Annotated in this window: 20 protein-coding genes and 1 tRNA gene; 20 read left to right on the forward strand and 1 reads right to left on the reverse strand. The window is 35.3% G+C overall.

The window, feature by feature from the left end; translation table 11 throughout:
• The first annotated feature begins 80 nt into the window (after positions 1 to 80).
• From NE054_RS04105 to NE054_RS04185, 17 genes are all read left to right on the forward strand, one after another.
• The gene (locus tag NE054_RS04105; protein ID WP_297888888.1) at positions 81 to 362 is read left to right on the forward strand and encodes a Holliday junction resolvase; all 282 of its coding nucleotides are present in this window, start codon (positions 81 to 83) and stop codon (positions 360 to 362) included.
• A complete protein-coding gene (locus NE054_RS04110; RefSeq protein WP_297888892.1) occupies positions 343 to 639 on the forward strand; it encodes a hypothetical protein in 297 nt (98 codons plus the stop codon). Before NE054_RS04105 ends, NE054_RS04110 begins: the two co-directional genes overlap by 20 nt.
• Entirely contained in the window at positions 636 to 932 is a 297-nt protein-coding gene (locus NE054_RS04115; RefSeq protein WP_297888895.1) for a hypothetical protein, read from the forward strand. The genes NE054_RS04110 and NE054_RS04115 overlap by 4 nt, the downstream gene beginning before the upstream one ends.
• A 10-nt stretch (positions 933 to 942) precedes the next feature.
• On the forward strand, positions 943 to 1,428 hold the full coding sequence (locus tag NE054_RS04120; RefSeq protein WP_297888898.1) for a phage protein Gp27 family protein: 486 nt from the start codon (positions 943 to 945) through the stop codon (positions 1,426 to 1,428).
• Positions 1,425 to 2,672, forward strand: a complete 1,248-nt coding sequence (locus NE054_RS04125; RefSeq protein ID WP_297888900.1) for a terminase family protein — start codon at positions 1,425 to 1,427, stop codon at positions 2,670 to 2,672. The genes NE054_RS04120 and NE054_RS04125 overlap by 4 nt, the downstream gene beginning before the upstream one ends.
• A 9-nt stretch (positions 2,673 to 2,681) precedes the next feature.
• On the forward strand, positions 2,682 to 3,896 hold the full coding sequence (locus NE054_RS04130) for a hypothetical protein (RefSeq protein WP_297888902.1): 1,215 nt from the start codon (positions 2,682 to 2,684) through the stop codon (positions 3,894 to 3,896).
• 10 nt (positions 3,897 to 3,906) lie between these two features.
• A complete protein-coding gene (locus tag NE054_RS04135) occupies positions 3,907 to 5,232 on the forward strand; it encodes a minor capsid protein (protein WP_297888905.1) in 1,326 nt (441 codons plus the stop codon).
• A complete protein-coding gene (locus NE054_RS04140; RefSeq protein ID WP_297888908.1) occupies positions 5,210 to 5,584 on the forward strand; it encodes a hypothetical protein in 375 nt (124 codons plus the stop codon). The genes NE054_RS04135 and NE054_RS04140 overlap by 23 nt, the downstream gene beginning before the upstream one ends.
• 140 nt (positions 5,585 to 5,724) lie before the next feature.
• Positions 5,725 to 6,036, forward strand: a complete 312-nt coding sequence (locus NE054_RS04145) for a GPW/gp25 family protein (RefSeq protein ID WP_297888911.1) — start codon at positions 5,725 to 5,727, stop codon at positions 6,034 to 6,036.
• Positions 6,027 to 7,124: a baseplate J/gp47 family protein gene (locus NE054_RS04150; protein ID WP_297888914.1), complete on the forward strand. Its 1,098-nt coding sequence runs from the start codon at positions 6,027 to 6,029 to the stop codon at positions 7,122 to 7,124. Before NE054_RS04145 ends, NE054_RS04150 begins: the two co-directional genes overlap by 10 nt.
• Entirely contained in the window at positions 7,117 to 7,749 is a 633-nt protein-coding gene (locus tag NE054_RS04155) for a phage tail protein I (RefSeq protein WP_297888916.1), read from the forward strand. The genes NE054_RS04150 and NE054_RS04155 overlap by 8 nt, the downstream gene beginning before the upstream one ends.
• Before the next feature lies 1 nt (position 7,750).
• On the forward strand, positions 7,751 to 8,455 hold the full coding sequence (locus tag NE054_RS04160; RefSeq protein WP_297888918.1) for a hypothetical protein: 705 nt from the start codon (positions 7,751 to 7,753) through the stop codon (positions 8,453 to 8,455).
• Positions 8,456 to 8,467: 12 nt separating this feature from the next.
• Positions 8,468 to 9,430: a hypothetical protein gene (locus tag NE054_RS04165; RefSeq protein ID WP_297888921.1), complete on the forward strand. Its 963-nt coding sequence runs from the start codon at positions 8,468 to 8,470 to the stop codon at positions 9,428 to 9,430.
• 30 nt (positions 9,431 to 9,460) lie between these two features.
• Positions 9,461 to 9,832, forward strand: coding sequence for a hypothetical protein (locus NE054_RS04170; protein ID WP_297888924.1), 372 nt, complete (start codon positions 9,461 to 9,463; stop codon positions 9,830 to 9,832).
• 4 nt (positions 9,833 to 9,836) lie between these two features.
• Complete coding sequence (locus NE054_RS04175; protein WP_297888927.1) at positions 9,837 to 10,235, forward strand: hypothetical protein; 399 nt, start codon at positions 9,837 to 9,839, stop codon at positions 10,233 to 10,235.
• A gap of 244 nt (positions 10,236 to 10,479) precedes the next feature.
• The gene (locus NE054_RS04180; protein ID WP_297888930.1) at positions 10,480 to 10,749 is read left to right on the forward strand and encodes a hypothetical protein; all 270 of its coding nucleotides are present in this window, start codon (positions 10,480 to 10,482) and stop codon (positions 10,747 to 10,749) included.
• Positions 10,682 to 11,281 carry a hypothetical protein gene (locus tag NE054_RS04185; protein ID WP_297888933.1) on the forward strand — a complete coding sequence of 200 codons (600 nt, stop codon included), beginning with the start codon at positions 10,682 to 10,684 and terminating at the stop codon, positions 11,279 to 11,281. The genes NE054_RS04180 and NE054_RS04185 overlap by 68 nt, the downstream gene beginning before the upstream one ends.
• Before the next feature lie 131 nt (positions 11,282 to 11,412).
• On the opposite strand, the gene NE054_RS04190 is transcribed toward NE054_RS04185, so the two are convergent.
• Positions 11,413 to 11,500: transfer RNA gene (locus NE054_RS04190), tRNA-Ser, on the reverse strand.
• A gap of 80 nt (positions 11,501 to 11,580) precedes the next feature.
• On the opposite strand from NE054_RS04190, the gene NE054_RS04195 reads away from it, so the two are divergent.
• Genes NE054_RS04195 through NE054_RS04205 form a run of 3 tightly spaced genes read left to right on the forward strand, consistent with a single transcriptional unit; the run spans position 11,581 to position 13,713 of the window.
• Positions 11,581 to 11,880 carry a hypothetical protein gene (locus NE054_RS04195; protein WP_297888936.1) on the forward strand — a complete coding sequence of 100 codons (300 nt, stop codon included), beginning with the start codon at positions 11,581 to 11,583 and terminating at the stop codon, positions 11,878 to 11,880.
• Positions 11,881 to 11,896: 16 nt separating this feature from the next.
• On the forward strand, positions 11,897 to 13,345 hold the full coding sequence (gene gatB, locus NE054_RS04200) for an Asp-tRNA(Asn)/Glu-tRNA(Gln) amidotransferase subunit GatB (protein WP_297888939.1): 1,449 nt from the start codon (positions 11,897 to 11,899) through the stop codon (positions 13,343 to 13,345).
• A complete protein-coding gene (locus NE054_RS04205) occupies positions 13,342 to 13,713 on the forward strand; it encodes a lyase family protein (RefSeq protein ID WP_297888941.1) in 372 nt (123 codons plus the stop codon). The genes gatB and NE054_RS04205 overlap by 4 nt, the downstream gene beginning before the upstream one ends.
• Positions 13,714 to 13,753 lie beyond the last annotated feature (40 nt).

The following is a 13,753-nucleotide window of genomic DNA, read 5'->3' on the forward strand; positions in this document are numbered from 1 at the left end:
CAATTAGAAAAATGATTAGTCATTGAAAATATTGGAAAATTTCGCTTTAATCTATCACAATTCTGATTTATTTTTTTGGTATGAAGGCAAAAGCGAAAGGTTCAAGAGTAGAAAGGCTTGTAAAGAAAATATTTGAAGAATATGGATTTAAGGTAGTTCGTTCAGCCGGCTCTCTGGGTTCAGCTGATTTATATGTAGAAAAAATCGGCTTAATTCAAGTGAAAGCAAGAAAAAAAACTTCAATTTCATCAATGCTTCAAGGTGCTAATAAACTTGTTATAAAAGCAGATAGAGAAGAACCTTACATAGTTATGAAATTATCAGATTACTTAGAGGAAAAAAATGGAAAATATTCTTCTTAAAGATGTTCCTCCTGCTATAATAACAATAGTGGCTATATACATATTATATCGAGCAAATCAATCTCTCGAAAAACAAATAGAAACTCTGCAAAAAGAGTTAAGCTCCTTAAACAAAAAGATAGAGCAAATAAGCACTGATTTTATTACGAAAGAAGAACATTACAAAGATGTTTCCGGGTGGAGAGGAGAGTTAAACAGGCTTGAAGATAGAATAGAAAGAGTTTTTGAAAGAATAGTAGAGCTTATCAAACTACTTGAAGCCAAGAGGGAAAAATGAAATCAATGAAAGCACTTAGAGGATTGATAATAGATTTTCTTAAAAGGATATATCCAAAAGAGATAGAAGAGCTAACTATAATTGGAATTTTATATCAATACTACTCTGATGACGATATCAGAAAATCACTTCAATATCTTGTAGATAAAGGTTATGTAGAAAAAATAGAATTAGAGCATCCATTTAAGCCTTTCAAAGTCATTAAATATTACAAACTTACAGCAAAAGGTATTGATGTGTCAGAGGGAACAATAAAAGATGCAGGAATAACTTTTATTGAAGAAGAAAAGTAAAGAGGATTAAATGGCAAGAAAATCAAAAGCAAATTTATACCACATCATAGATAGAATAGTTTATATGTATCACGAAGAGAAAAAAGACATAAAAACAATTGCAAATATTCTTCAAGCGGAAGGGTATGATATCAGCAAAAGTTCAATTCATAGAACTCTCAAGAGTTATGCGGATGCAGCAAAAGAGTTTCAAGAAGTATACGAAGAAACAAAAGTGTTAGTTGAAGCACTTAAAGAAAAGCCTGCATCGGATGTGATGGAAGGTATCACAAAAATTCTTGCAAATAGGCTTTTCAGGTTTGTAAAAGACATTGAGATGATGGATTTTGAAAAACCAGAAGAACTCATTCTTTCTGTTGATAGATTAGCAAAAGTCATAGAAAAGCTTGAAAGATACAGAGCAGAAAAAGTTAAACAGATATTAGAAACAGCTCAAAAAGACACAGTAAGCAAAGAAGATTTATTACAAATGCTCAAGGAGATTTACGGAGCATGAGCATACTATTACCATATCAACAAGAAGCATTAGAAGAAATTGAAAAACACAAATACAGCGTCTTGCTGTGGAGTAGGCAGACCGGAAAAAGCTTTCTACTTAGCTACTTTGCCATCAAAAGATGCATTACATTCAAAAATCATAAAGTTTTAGTAATTTCACCTTCTGAAAGGCAAAGTAAAGAATTTATGGACAAGGTAAGAATGCATATAAATGCTCTAAAAAATGCAAATGTTGAATTTTTTGAAGATGCCGTAGCAAACATCCTTGAAGCAAGATTTTCAAATGGCTCAAGAATTATTGCAGTTCCCAGTAAACCCGAAACTGTAAGAGGATTTACAGGTGATGTAATTATGGACGAAGCAAGCTTTTTTGACAAGGGCTTTGAGGTTTATCAGGCGGTTTTCCCAACCATCACAAGAAAGAAAGAATACAAACTAATTGCTATTTCCACTCCAAGAAGCAAGAAAGATGTTTTTTATTTCTTGTGGGAAACGGCAAAAGATGACCCGCTCTGGTTTAGAATGAAGCTAACTATTTATGATGCCATTGAGAAGGGGTTAAACATTGATGTGGAGGAACTCAAGCGAGGAATAAAAAACGAAAACGCTTGGAAGACAGAATATCTCTGTGAGTTTCTTGATGAGAAGGAGGTTTTGCTTTCTTATGAGCTTATTCAAGCTTGTGAAGAGGAAAATGTGCTTACTGACGATTTAAGGAGTTTGCAAGGTGATATATATGTGGGAGTAGATATCGGAAGAAGGCACGACCTTACATGTATATCTGTCATTGAAAAACTTGGTTCAGTTTTATATCTGAGAAGGCTTGAAATATTGAGAAATCTTCCTTTTTCTCAGCAGTTCAAAATCATAGACCACATTTCAGCGTTTGCAAAAAAAGTTGCAATAGATGAAACCGGTATAGGTATGCAACTGGCGGAAGAGATTCAAAAAAAGTGGGGAGAAACAAAGGTTTTGAGAGTGTATTTTACAGCACGCATGAAAGAAGAGCTTGCAGAAAGATTGAAGGCTAAATTTCAGGATAAACTCATTAAAATTCCTAAAGATAATGACTTAAGGGAGGATTTGCATTCTGTAAAAAGAACAGTGACTGATGCAGGAAATATTCGCTATGAAGGCAGGGCAGAGGAAGGACACGCAGACAGATTCTGGTCTCTTGCTTTGGCAGTTTATTCTTATTCTCAAGAAGATAAAAAAGAAATACTTCCTATTTATATAATTTAGAGGGTTTTTATGAATGTAAAAGAATGGTTTTTAAATCTTTTTAAGAAGAATGATATTAAACCCGGAAGGCAAAGTGTAGAACCACTCTCTGTTTACTTACCAAAAACCAAAGATGTAATATCAAGAGTTATAAATCCAAAATACCCAAGAGAAGCTCTTCAACAGATAGAACAAGCTGTATTTACAAATCCAATTCTTTCTCAGATTCACAACCTTTTTGTAAATTTAGCAAACACAGGACATACAGTTGAAATAGTACCTGAAAACGAAAATGCAAAAAAAGAAATACAGTTGTTTGCATCACAGCAAAACATTGATGCTCTTGTAAACTCTCTCATAACTCAAATAATACTCTATGGGGCTATCTCTTGTGAGATTGTCCTTTCAGAAAAACTTGATGGAGTTGCAAAAATTGTAAGAGTGCATCCAAAGGATATCTATTTTGAATACAATGAAGAAACTGACGAATTCAAACCCTATCAAATACTGTCTAACAACGAGATAAGAGAACTCAATCCCAAAACATATATATACATTCCACTTTTGACAATAGATGGCTCTCCGTACGGAATACCGCCAATGCTTGCATCTCTATCACTAATAAATACAACAAATCAATTTACAGAAGAAATATCAAATCTTGCTAAAAAACTTGGAATTCTTGGTTTCCTTGATGTCAAATTTCCGCCATTACCTAAAGCTCCATCAGAAACAGAATCAGAATATCAAGAAAGATTACAGAAATTTCTTGAAGAAACAGGAAAATCAATCACTGAAAATCTAAATAAAGGTATATTTCTTCATTTTGAAGGAACAGAAGTAAACTTTAAGGATATTTCAGCAAGCATTGGTGGTATAAAAGAACTTCTTTCAACTCTTGAAAAGTGGACTATTGAATCCGCTAAAGCTCAACCAGCACTACTTGGCTTCTCAGATGGCTATACTGAAACTTGGGCTTCAGTTTCTTTACATATTTTTATATCCCAGCTGAAAAATTATCATAATATAATTGAAAGATTTCTTGAATACACCTACAAGCTTCATTTAGCACTCAAAGGTATATTTCCGGATGATGTAAATGTAATCTTTGCCAACCCACCAAGCTTTAATGCAAAAGATGAAGAAGATGCTAAAAAAACAAAAGTTGAATGGGTTTTGAGTCTTCTTCAGGGTGGAGTTATCTCAGTGGAAGAAGCAAGGAACCTGCTGGCGGATATCCTGTAAGGAGGAAGTAATGGAGTGGGACAAAAAGGAAGGAGCTTGGGACGAAGAGGGCAATGAGTATGTCCGAAAACTCCTTTCCATAGTCTTGCCTTCTCTCAACAAAGGACTTGAATCCGCTTTTCAAAAACTCATTGCTATATCAAAATTCTTTGTAAGTTTTAATGATTTTTCAAGGATACTTTTACTTACACTGGAAGAACATATGAAACTACCCGATAATGTAAAAGATAAGCTTCTTAAAGGGCTGGAAGACATATACAAAAAGACACAAGCTCAAGCCTTGCCCTTAAATATTCTTCAGAGAGTAAATAGTGAAGATTTTATTGATTTTCGTATAGCAGATGAAAGAAGCATAAACTATACCTTAAAGTTGCACGATTTTTATCTTGGTAGATTCTTTCAAGGAGATACTCAACTTCGTTTGCGGGTGATTAACTGGATGAATAAATACTATCTTGAACAAGGAAACCCTATAGGTCGTGGGCAAGAAGGAATAAGAGAGTTTTTAAACCAGTTTGGGGAATATATCAAACCTCAGACAGAATGGAAAGCAAGACAAATAATAGATACTTCGGTGAATTATCTCAGAAACTCTGCAAGACTAAGGGCTTTCCAGAAGGCACGAGTGAAATATTACAGATGGGATGCAACAAATGATAGACTTACATGCAGCATTTGTAGAAGTTTAGATGGAAGAATTTTCAGAACTGATGATGCGATTAGAATTCTTGATACAATTGAACACTCCGAAGACCCAATTATTATTAAGGAATTGAAACCAATATTGAAAGAGCCATGGAAAGGCTCTACCGCAAGCATTCCTAACAAGTGGCCACCCGCACACATTCACTGCAGATGCCGTATCGTCGCTTACGAGGATGAGGTAGAACTACCCGTAATGGTTGAAAGACCAGACTTTGCAAAAGACACACCAGCTCAAAGAGAACTTGAGGAGTTTTACCAAAATCTATCTTCCGCTGAAATCTCTCAGAGAATAAAAGCCCATCTTGGAGCAGACTGGTTGAGACCTGAAGGTGGAGTTAATGCATACAAAGATTCAAAGAGAAATTTGACAAAACACTTCAACAAACATAAAGACGAATTTGGTTTTAAAACTATTGAAGAATATCAAAATAGTGTATACAATGTAATTAGGATGCCAGAAAGGGTTTATGCTGAGATAAAAGATGGAGAACATTTTCTTATCTTCATAAAAGGAGATCACTATGTGGTTAGCTCCGACGACACTTTACGGATTAGGACTTATTTTAAAGTGAGAGATGTGGAAAATTATTTAAGGAGTCATATGAAAGATGGGATACTCAAGCTTATATGAAGCATTAAGAAAGGAGTCGGATGAAGAATTGATTGAAGACTGGGATTTAGGAACTTCTGGTAGACCAGGGCGTAAACTTCTTGAGACAACCGACCAATACACCGCCGGAGTTTTTCTACCTACAAGGGATATCATCAAAGAAAGAGGACTTGAAGAGAAAGTAAAGGAATACGATATTAGACTTATTAAGCATGTACTTAAATATGGAGCTGACCCTGTGTGGGAAAGGGATTCCGGAGAGATAAACCCTCCTCTTGAAAACTGGTGGTGGTGGCTTGATAAAATTGCTAATAAAGAATATCCCTCTAAACTTCTACCAGATTATCTGAAAGAAATTTACCTTTCCAATTGAGATTTTGTCTCAAGTCCCAAAATTGAAAAATTTCAAAAATGGGACTTGAGATATTGTCTCAATTAGAAAAATGATTAGTCATTGAAAATATTGGAAAATTTCGCTTTAATCTATCACAATTCTGATTTATTTTTTTTGGTATGGTAAAGTTAATTGAGAATGACATTGTTAGAAGTGTTCAGCAAAACATAAAAATAATTCTTACTACACCAAAGGGCTCTGATATACATAGACCTGAGTTTGGAACAGATATTTTTCAGTTTATAGATAAACCAATTAGTCAGCTGACAATTGGAAAAATAAAAGCTGAAATAGTGGATGCAATAGAAACATGGGAACCAAGAGTAAAAGTGAAAGAAGTAAAACTTGAAAAAGATTACAGTGGAAAAATAAAAATATCTTTACTACTTGACATTCAAGACGAAATAGTGGAGTACAATTTATGGATGTAAAGTTTATACAAGACGACCCATTATTTTACGAACAAGAGTTAGTTAAACAATACGAAACTCTAACTGGAAGGACTTTATATCCAGCAGACCCAGAGAGGTTAATCCTAAATCTACAAACCTACGCCTTAGCTCTAATCAACAACAACATAAACTACACAGGCAGACAGAACCTTTTGGCTTATGCAAGCGGACAGTTTCTTGATGCACTTGCTGAGTTGTATAACATAAAGAGACTTCCTGCACAGCCTGCAAAAACTATTTTGAGATTTAGTATTGATGAACCTCTCGGTTTTGATGTGGTTATTCCAGCAGGAACAAGAGTATCTGCAGGAGAAATTGTTTTTAAAACCACAGAAGAAGCAAAAATACAAACTGGCAAAACATATGTAGATATACCAGCGGAATGTGAAATCTCTGGCTCTATTGGCAACGGCTTTTCCATAGGGCAAATTAACCAACTTCTCGACCCCTTACCATATATCACAAAAGTAGAAAATATCACGATGTCTATGTATGCAGTAGATGCTGAAGACGATGAAAGGTTTAGAGAAAGAATACGACTTTCCATAGAAAGGTTTTCCAACGCGGGCTCAAGAGAGGCTTACATATATCACACAAAAACCGCGCACCAGCTTATAGATGATGTTGAAGTCTACAGTCCAAATCCGGGAGTGGTTAAGGTGCTTTTCCTACTTCAAGATGGAGAACTTCCGAACACAGAAATGATAGACCTTGTAAAAAAATATCTTTCCGACGAAAAAGTTAGACCTCTAACCGACCAAGTGATAGTTTCCGCACCACAAACAGTCTCTTATGCTATAAACCTTGAGTATTACATACACCGCAAAGACGAAGCAAAAGTTTCATACATTCAACAAAACATAGAGAAAGCGATTCAAGATTTTATTCTTTGGACTGGTTCAAAAATAGGAAGAGACATACTTCCGGAAGAACTCGTAAAAAGAGTGAAAGAAGCAGGAGCATATAGAGTGCGTGTAATCTCTCCTGTCTATACCCAAATCTCAATAGAACAAGTAGCAAAAGGTATTATTGAAAGGATACAATACGGAGGCTTAGTGAATGATTAAAGAAGTCTTGCCTCCAAGTTTAAGACAAGATGAAAATATTACCAAACTTGTTGAAGTATTTGACAACTCCTTCACAGACATAAACGAAAAAGTCCAAAATGTCCTTATATACTCACGCATAGATGAACTGCCGGAAGAGCTTTTGGACCTTTTGGCTTGGCAGTTTCACATCGAAGGATACGAACTTGCAAATAGCCTTGAGGAAAAAAGAAACTTACTCAAGAACGCAATACAATTGCATAGATATAAAGGAACCAAATATGCTTTGTTAAAAGTTTTAGAAACTTTGAATCTGCAAGGGAATATTCAGGAATGGTACGAATACAACGGAGAGCCATACAGGTTTAAGGTAGATGTCGGAATTTCAAACAAAGAACTAACACCCGAACTTATAGATAAGCTTATAAACCTTATAAACGAATATAAAAACGAAAGAAGCTTACTTGAGGAACTGATTGCTACTTATCTTGCAAGAGGAAGATGTTTCACATACTCCGGCACAATGGCTGAAAGCTGGGGAGCAACTGAGATGATAGACAAGTTTGAGTGGCAAGCTCAAGGAAGATGCTTTACCTACTTTGGCACGACAGCAGAACTATATGCTACAGCAATAATGGAGGCGTAAAATGGCAGTAGGGCAGAGCATATTGACAACACAGGGAATACTAAAGCTCTCCGACGCATCACGCACAGGGAAGAGCATAAAACCACAAAGCTACAGAGTATCCAATCAAGATATACCTCTTGACCCAACGCTAACTACACTACCCGGCGTGTGGAAAAGCGGAGATATTTCAGGATACATACCCATTTCTAACGATACAGTAGAATTTTTGATTGATATACCGCAAGAAGAAGCGACCGACTGGGGACGAACCTTTGGGCTATACCTTGACGATGGAACACTCTTTATGATTGCAAAACCGCCATATCCTTTCCCGCCGTCACTAAGACAAATCTTTAAAATCCAGCTAACATTTTCAAATATCCAAAGATATGTAAATTTCCAATATATCCCCTTCTATGAGACACAGCAGGATTTAATGATTCTTGACAATATATTCACTACTACTCAGAGTGTAGAAACGCTCAGAAAGGATATAGAACTACTTAAACTTGCAAGGGATAGGCTTTTCGCAAACGACAGAGAAGTTTTTTCCGCAATAGAGAGAATACAAGAAGACATTGAAAAAATACTCTCAGACATAGAAACATTACAGACAAACCAAATAGCGCTTGCAACAAACATAAACACTTTAAGCTACATTTTAGCTCAAAACACAGCAAACATATCTGCATTAATAAGCAGTTTAAGGCTTAATACCATATAGGAGGTGTAAAAGATGCCAACATTTGACTTAGCAAGATTCGCACAAAGAGCAGACATGAACCTCACCAACATGGATGAGGCAATTAGAAAGTGGGTAGATTTTGTAAGCGCACCCACAGGCAATATTACAATGCAATACTATGACCGCAACGGTAATCTACAAACTATCACTTTCCCAAACAGACAAGCTCTTGTAAATCAACTAATAGCAGATGCTAACTCAGTGATGTCGAAAACAGTTTACGTTGATCAGGTTAATGGGGATGATGGAAATGATGGTAGTGTAAATAGACCATTTAAAACATTGCAAAAAGCAATTAATAGTGTTCCTGCTGGTGGGGTTGTATATATAAATTTACTATCGGATATTGATTATACAACATCTGGTGAAGTTTCGATTTCAATAGAAAATAGAACTGTATATATAAATGGAAATTGGAAAACAATAAGAGTTGGTTGGTATAATGTATATGGATATATGTATTTACTACTATGTTTTCTCCTAGCAAATTCAAAACTACATTTTCTCAATACATATATAGAAATAACAAATATTGGGTTACCAAGTAACCCAGTTTATCATACTTGGAGGAATAAATTTGTTTTATATGGTACTCAATCATCCTATCTTACTCCATCTGTTATAACATTTAATTGGTTTAACAGACCTGATAACAATAAAAATCTTATAACTATTAACAGTCCTGCACATTTAGTTGGTCATATTGGAGATTGGTCAGACATTAATAACTCATTTTGTACTTTTTCAATTAGTTCAGTAAATGTTTCAAATAATAACATACAGATTAGAAATGGTGCAGTACTAAGCTCTATCTCTCTTGGTTCGATTAATATAGCTTACCTTCAATTCATTGATGAAAATGGTAACGTTAAATCAGCAAGAGATTATATAACTAACATTGTCAGAGACAGTAATGGTGTACCAAGAAACATAGTATCAAATATAGTACTGTAAAAAAAGTTTAGAAATATAGGAGGATAAGAAATGATAAAAATACTCAAACTTGGCGATATAATTTATGAAAATTTTGAACCAAAAACAATTACACCAAGTGAATATGATGAAAACGGAATGCCAACAAAATTTGAAGAAAAATGGATTATACCAACAGATTTAGATACACTTAAATCTGCATTTATTGATACAGTTAAATGGCAAGCAAATATTAAACTCAAAGAAACAGATTGGACTATTGTTAAATGCAATGAACTCGGATTATCAATCCAGGAAAAATATCCTCAAATTTATCAGTTAAGAAATAACATAAGAAATTGGAGTAATGAGAAAGAACAGGAAATAAACAGTGCAACAACTCTCGAAGAATTGCTAAATATTGACATCAAAATACCTTTCTAAAATGATGTTAAGAGCTTTATACCTTTCTAAAATGATGTTAAGAGCTTTATACCTTTCTAAAATGATGTTAAGAGCTTTCGCTTTTGTTTTATTAGTCGCTTGTATTTTGCTTGCAACAAGACTTATACACGAACGCCACCTTCACATGAAAATCAAAGAAGAGCTTACAAAAACAAGACAAGAGCTTACAGAATGCAACACCAAAATAGAAGTCCAGAACGCACAGATAGAAAGCATGAAGGCGGATTACGAGAAAAAACTTAAAGAGTTTAAAAAGCAGAGGGTAAAGATAGAAAAGATTTATGAACCTCTAACAATAGAAATACCGCAAAACATAAACGAATGTCAGGCTTTACAAGAGATGCTAAACAAATACAAAGAAGTGGAGAGGGCTTTGCCGTGAAAAAAGCGGTTATGCTATTTCCTACCTTTTTACTTTTCTCTTTACTTTTCTCTTGTGCGGAAAAGGTAGCCTACAAAACAGTTAGCGTACCGGTTAAATGTCAAATTCCGGATATAGGAGAGCCCCAATACATCAAACCAACCCCGAATACGAGCTATCCAGAACTGCTACAGATACTCCTTGAGAACTACCGCATGTGCAGAGTTTACAGCGAGAAATTAAGACAAGCTCAGGAGGTGTGCAGGTGAACTACATCAAAAGAATTTTCCGCTACTATGGACTTGAGATTATGTTCGCAATTGTAATGCTCTATATCGCGCTTAGTTTTTCAATGATTTCACAGGAGCTCGCATCCGCTCTTGCAAGAAAAATTTTCCTATGGTCTGCGGGGCTCGTGGCATACTATGTGGCAAGACTTTTGAAAGTTGGAGTGGTAGAATGGAACGATGAGGATAAAAAGCTTTATAGTATTGCTATTCTTTTATACACTGGCTTGGTCTTCGCCTTCGGATAAGGATAATTGTTTAAAAATCTTAGAACCTACTAAACAGGCAAGTGTTAAGGTTATTGCAGAAGACTTTCCTTGGTGGTTTAATCTTGGGCTTGCTAAAACAGAGACGAACTGCAAATGGAGAATAAGTCTTGACGGTCATAGCTCTATCGGATACTTCCAGCTTACCCCCAAGTTTTTAGACACTCTCTTAAGACCTGTATATCCGGATTATACAAAACCTTACAGCACACAACATTTTTATGCTTTTGCTTACTACCTCAAGAGTATCCTTGTTAAGCCATTATGGATAACATATCAACGCTACAACGGTGGAGACTGGGTTTTAAAAGAATGTAAGCGTGCAAACAGTTTTAAATGGGAAGACTGCAAAAAAGAATGCAGGCGTGGTATGGTCTGCGTTTGGAAGGTAGGTGCAGAATGTAAGCAATATAGGAGTGCTTGCGATATCAACTATTCTTATAGCCTTAAGATTTACAAAAATGGACTAAAATACAAATCCGGAACAGATACATCAAAATTTACTTTCTTTTGAAGTGTCCCGAATTTTTGAAATAAAAATACAATGCACAAAAAATGTGCACTGGGACAGCCGACAATTGTTGTCATACAAGGTTTTTTTAAACAGGGGGTGTCCCGAATTTTTGAAAAATTATATTATAGAAGCGGAGGAGGAGGGATTCGAACCCCCGGAGGGCTGTCAACCCTCAAGTGATTTCAAATCACCCGCTTTCGTCCACTCAGCCACTCCTCCGTTAGCAGATAAATAATATACATCAAAATGAGCTTAATTTCAAGTATAATATTACAAATATTTTTCATTAAGGAGTCGCTATGCTAGGAGAGACCATTTTAAGATACTGGAAAATAATTCTTGCAACTGGAATAGTAATGGCGGTAGGTGGTTTATTTTTACAATCCACATCTGTCGTAATAGGTAAAATTGTTGAGTTTTTCGGTTTTGCACTTGTTGCTATTGTAGCGTACGTTTTAGGTTATAAAAATGCTTCTGACGAAGCGGAAAAACAGATAAAAGCTGAGTTAGAAAAGTTAGCTAAACAAGATATTCGTTATAAATTCGCATCGGAGAGAGCCATTAAAAATCTAAAAGCTCCTTTAACTGGAAAAAAATAATTTAGAGGTAAGAATAATGGAGTCTGCTGTTTTGTTGGAAAAAGAGTTTGATGTGGTAATAGGTCTTGAGACCCATGTCCAAATGAGTACCAACACAAAAATGTTTTGTGGTTGTAAAGTTGAGTTTGGAGCTGAACCTAACACAAATGTATGCCCAGTATGTTTAGCTCATCCCGGAACATTACCTGTCATAAACAAAACTGCCATAGAATACGCTGTAAAAGCTGCATTGGCTTTAAACTGTAAAATTCACAATCTCTCTATAATGGCAAGAAAAAATTACTTTTATCCAGATTTACCAAAAGGCTACCAGATTTCCCAGTATGATAAACCATTAGCAACCGATGGATACATAGAGATAAAAGTAGTAGATGAATTTAAAAAAATCCGGATTCACAGACTTCACATAGAAGAAGACGCAGGAAAAACGATTCATGAAGGAAGTAAGTCCTATGTAGATTTAAACAGAGCCGGAACTCCACTTATGGAAATTGTAACGGAACCGGATATATCATCTGCAGAAGAAGCAAGAAAATACTTGGAAAAACTAAGAAACATAATGAGATTCATAGGCGTATCAGAAGCGGATATGGAAAAAGGACAACTCAGATGTGATGTAAACATATCCCTAAAACCAAAAGGTTCTGATAAACTTGGAACAAAAGTAGAACTAAAAAACATCAACTCCTTTAGATTCATCGTAAAAGCCATAGAGTACGAAATAGAAAGGCAGGCAAAACTCCTTAAAAAAGGAGAAAAAATAATCCAAGAAACAAGACTCTTTGACCCAGAATCCGGAAAAACCTACACAATGAGAACAAAAGAAGAAGCCCACGATTACAGATACTTTCCTGACCCAGACCTTTTACCTGTAGTTTTAAAAGAAGACCAAATACAACAGATTAAAAACTCCCTTCCGGAACTTCCAGACCAAAAATACCACAGATACATTCAGCAGTATAACTTACCTTCTTACGATGCAGAAGTTTTAACATCTGATAAAAACCTTGCAAACTACTTTGAAGAAGTAGTAAAAATATTCCCTCAAAACCCAAAACTTGTATCAAACTGGATACTCAACGAACTACTTGGAAAACTAAACGACAAAGGTATAGAAATAGAAAACTCACCTATAACACCTTCTAACCTTGCTCAGCTTATATCATTAATAACAGATGGTACCATATCCGGAAAAATAGCAAAAGAAGTATTCGATATAGCATTTGAAACAGGAAAATCACCAAAACAGATAGTAGAAGAAAAAGGATTAAAACAGATATCAAACGAAGATGAAATCAGAAGGATAGTAAAAGCGGTCTTAGAAAAGCACCCAGCGGAAGTAGAAAAATACAAATCCGGAAACGAAAAAATACTTGGATTTTTAGTAGGACAGATAATGAAAGAAACAAAAGGAAAAGCAAACCCACAACTTGTCAACAAAATACTAAAAGAGGAGCTTTCATGATAAAGAGATACACAAGAGAAAAAATGGGCTACATATGGAGTGAAAAAAACAAATTTCAAAAGTGGCTTGATGTAGAGATAGCAGTATGTAAAGCATGGAACAAACTCGGTAAAATACCAGATGAAGCCTTAAAAGAGATTATAGAAAAAACCCATATAGATGACGAAACGGTAGAAAGAATAAACGAGTTAGATAAAGTATACAACCATGACGTTTTAGCATTCGTTACAGCTGTAGCACAGCAAGTAGGAGAAAACGGAAGATACATACACCTTGGATTAACATCATCTGACGTAATAGATACAGCGTTAGCCCTTATAATGAGAGAATCTCTTGACCTTCTTATAGAAAGTGTTGATGTTTTTTAGTTCTACTTTTGTTCCAAGTTTATCAGAACCTTTTGGTTTT

Source organism: Sulfurihydrogenibium sp. (assembly GCF_027448985.1).
Classification (GTDB): Bacteria; Aquificota; Aquificia; order Aquificales; family Hydrogenothermaceae; genus Sulfurihydrogenibium.

Bases quoted from the DNA above. Each gene is read 5' to 3' on its own strand.
- NE054_RS04205 (WP_297888941.1), top strand. From the start codon at position 13,342: ATGATAAAGAGATACACAAGAGAAAAAATGGGCTACATATGGAGTGAA.
- NE054_RS04185 (WP_297888933.1), top strand. From the start codon at position 10,682: ATGAGGATAAAAAGCTTTATAGTATTGCTATTCTTTTATACACTGGCT.
- NE054_RS04195 (WP_297888936.1), top strand. From the start codon at position 11,581: ATGCTAGGAGAGACCATTTTAAGATACTGGAAAATAATTCTTGCAACT.
- NE054_RS04105 (WP_297888888.1), top strand. From the start codon at position 81: ATGAAGGCAAAAGCGAAAGGTTCAAGAGTAGAAAGGCTTGTAAAGAAA.
- NE054_RS04150 (WP_297888914.1), top strand. From the start codon at position 6,027: ATGGATGTAAAGTTTATACAAGACGACCCATTATTTTACGAACAAGAG.
- NE054_RS04125 (WP_297888900.1), top strand. From the start codon at position 1,425: ATGAGCATACTATTACCATATCAACAAGAAGCATTAGAAGAAATTGAA.
- NE054_RS04110 (WP_297888892.1), top strand. From the start codon at position 343: ATGGAAAATATTCTTCTTAAAGATGTTCCTCCTGCTATAATAACAATA.
- NE054_RS04170 (WP_297888924.1), top strand. From the start codon at position 9,461: ATGATAAAAATACTCAAACTTGGCGATATAATTTATGAAAATTTTGAA.
- gatB (WP_297888939.1), top strand. From the start codon at position 11,897: ATGGAGTCTGCTGTTTTGTTGGAAAAAGAGTTTGATGTGGTAATAGGT.
- NE054_RS04145 (WP_297888911.1), top strand. From the start codon at position 5,725: ATGGTAAAGTTAATTGAGAATGACATTGTTAGAAGTGTTCAGCAAAAC.
- NE054_RS04155 (WP_297888916.1), top strand. From the start codon at position 7,117: ATGATTAAAGAAGTCTTGCCTCCAAGTTTAAGACAAGATGAAAATATT.
- NE054_RS04140 (WP_297888908.1), top strand. From the start codon at position 5,210: ATGGGATACTCAAGCTTATATGAAGCATTAAGAAAGGAGTCGGATGAA.
- NE054_RS04165 (WP_297888921.1), top strand. From the start codon at position 8,468: ATGCCAACATTTGACTTAGCAAGATTCGCACAAAGAGCAGACATGAAC.
- NE054_RS04115 (WP_297888895.1), top strand. From the start codon at position 636: ATGAAATCAATGAAAGCACTTAGAGGATTGATAATAGATTTTCTTAAA.
- NE054_RS04160 (WP_297888918.1), top strand. From the start codon at position 7,751: ATGGCAGTAGGGCAGAGCATATTGACAACACAGGGAATACTAAAGCTC.
- NE054_RS04130 (WP_297888902.1), top strand. From the start codon at position 2,682: ATGAATGTAAAAGAATGGTTTTTAAATCTTTTTAAGAAGAATGATATT.
- NE054_RS04175 (WP_297888927.1), top strand. From the start codon at position 9,837: ATGTTAAGAGCTTTATACCTTTCTAAAATGATGTTAAGAGCTTTATAC.
- NE054_RS04120 (WP_297888898.1), top strand. From the start codon at position 943: ATGGCAAGAAAATCAAAAGCAAATTTATACCACATCATAGATAGAATA.
- NE054_RS04135 (WP_297888905.1), top strand. From the start codon at position 3,907: ATGGAGTGGGACAAAAAGGAAGGAGCTTGGGACGAAGAGGGCAATGAG.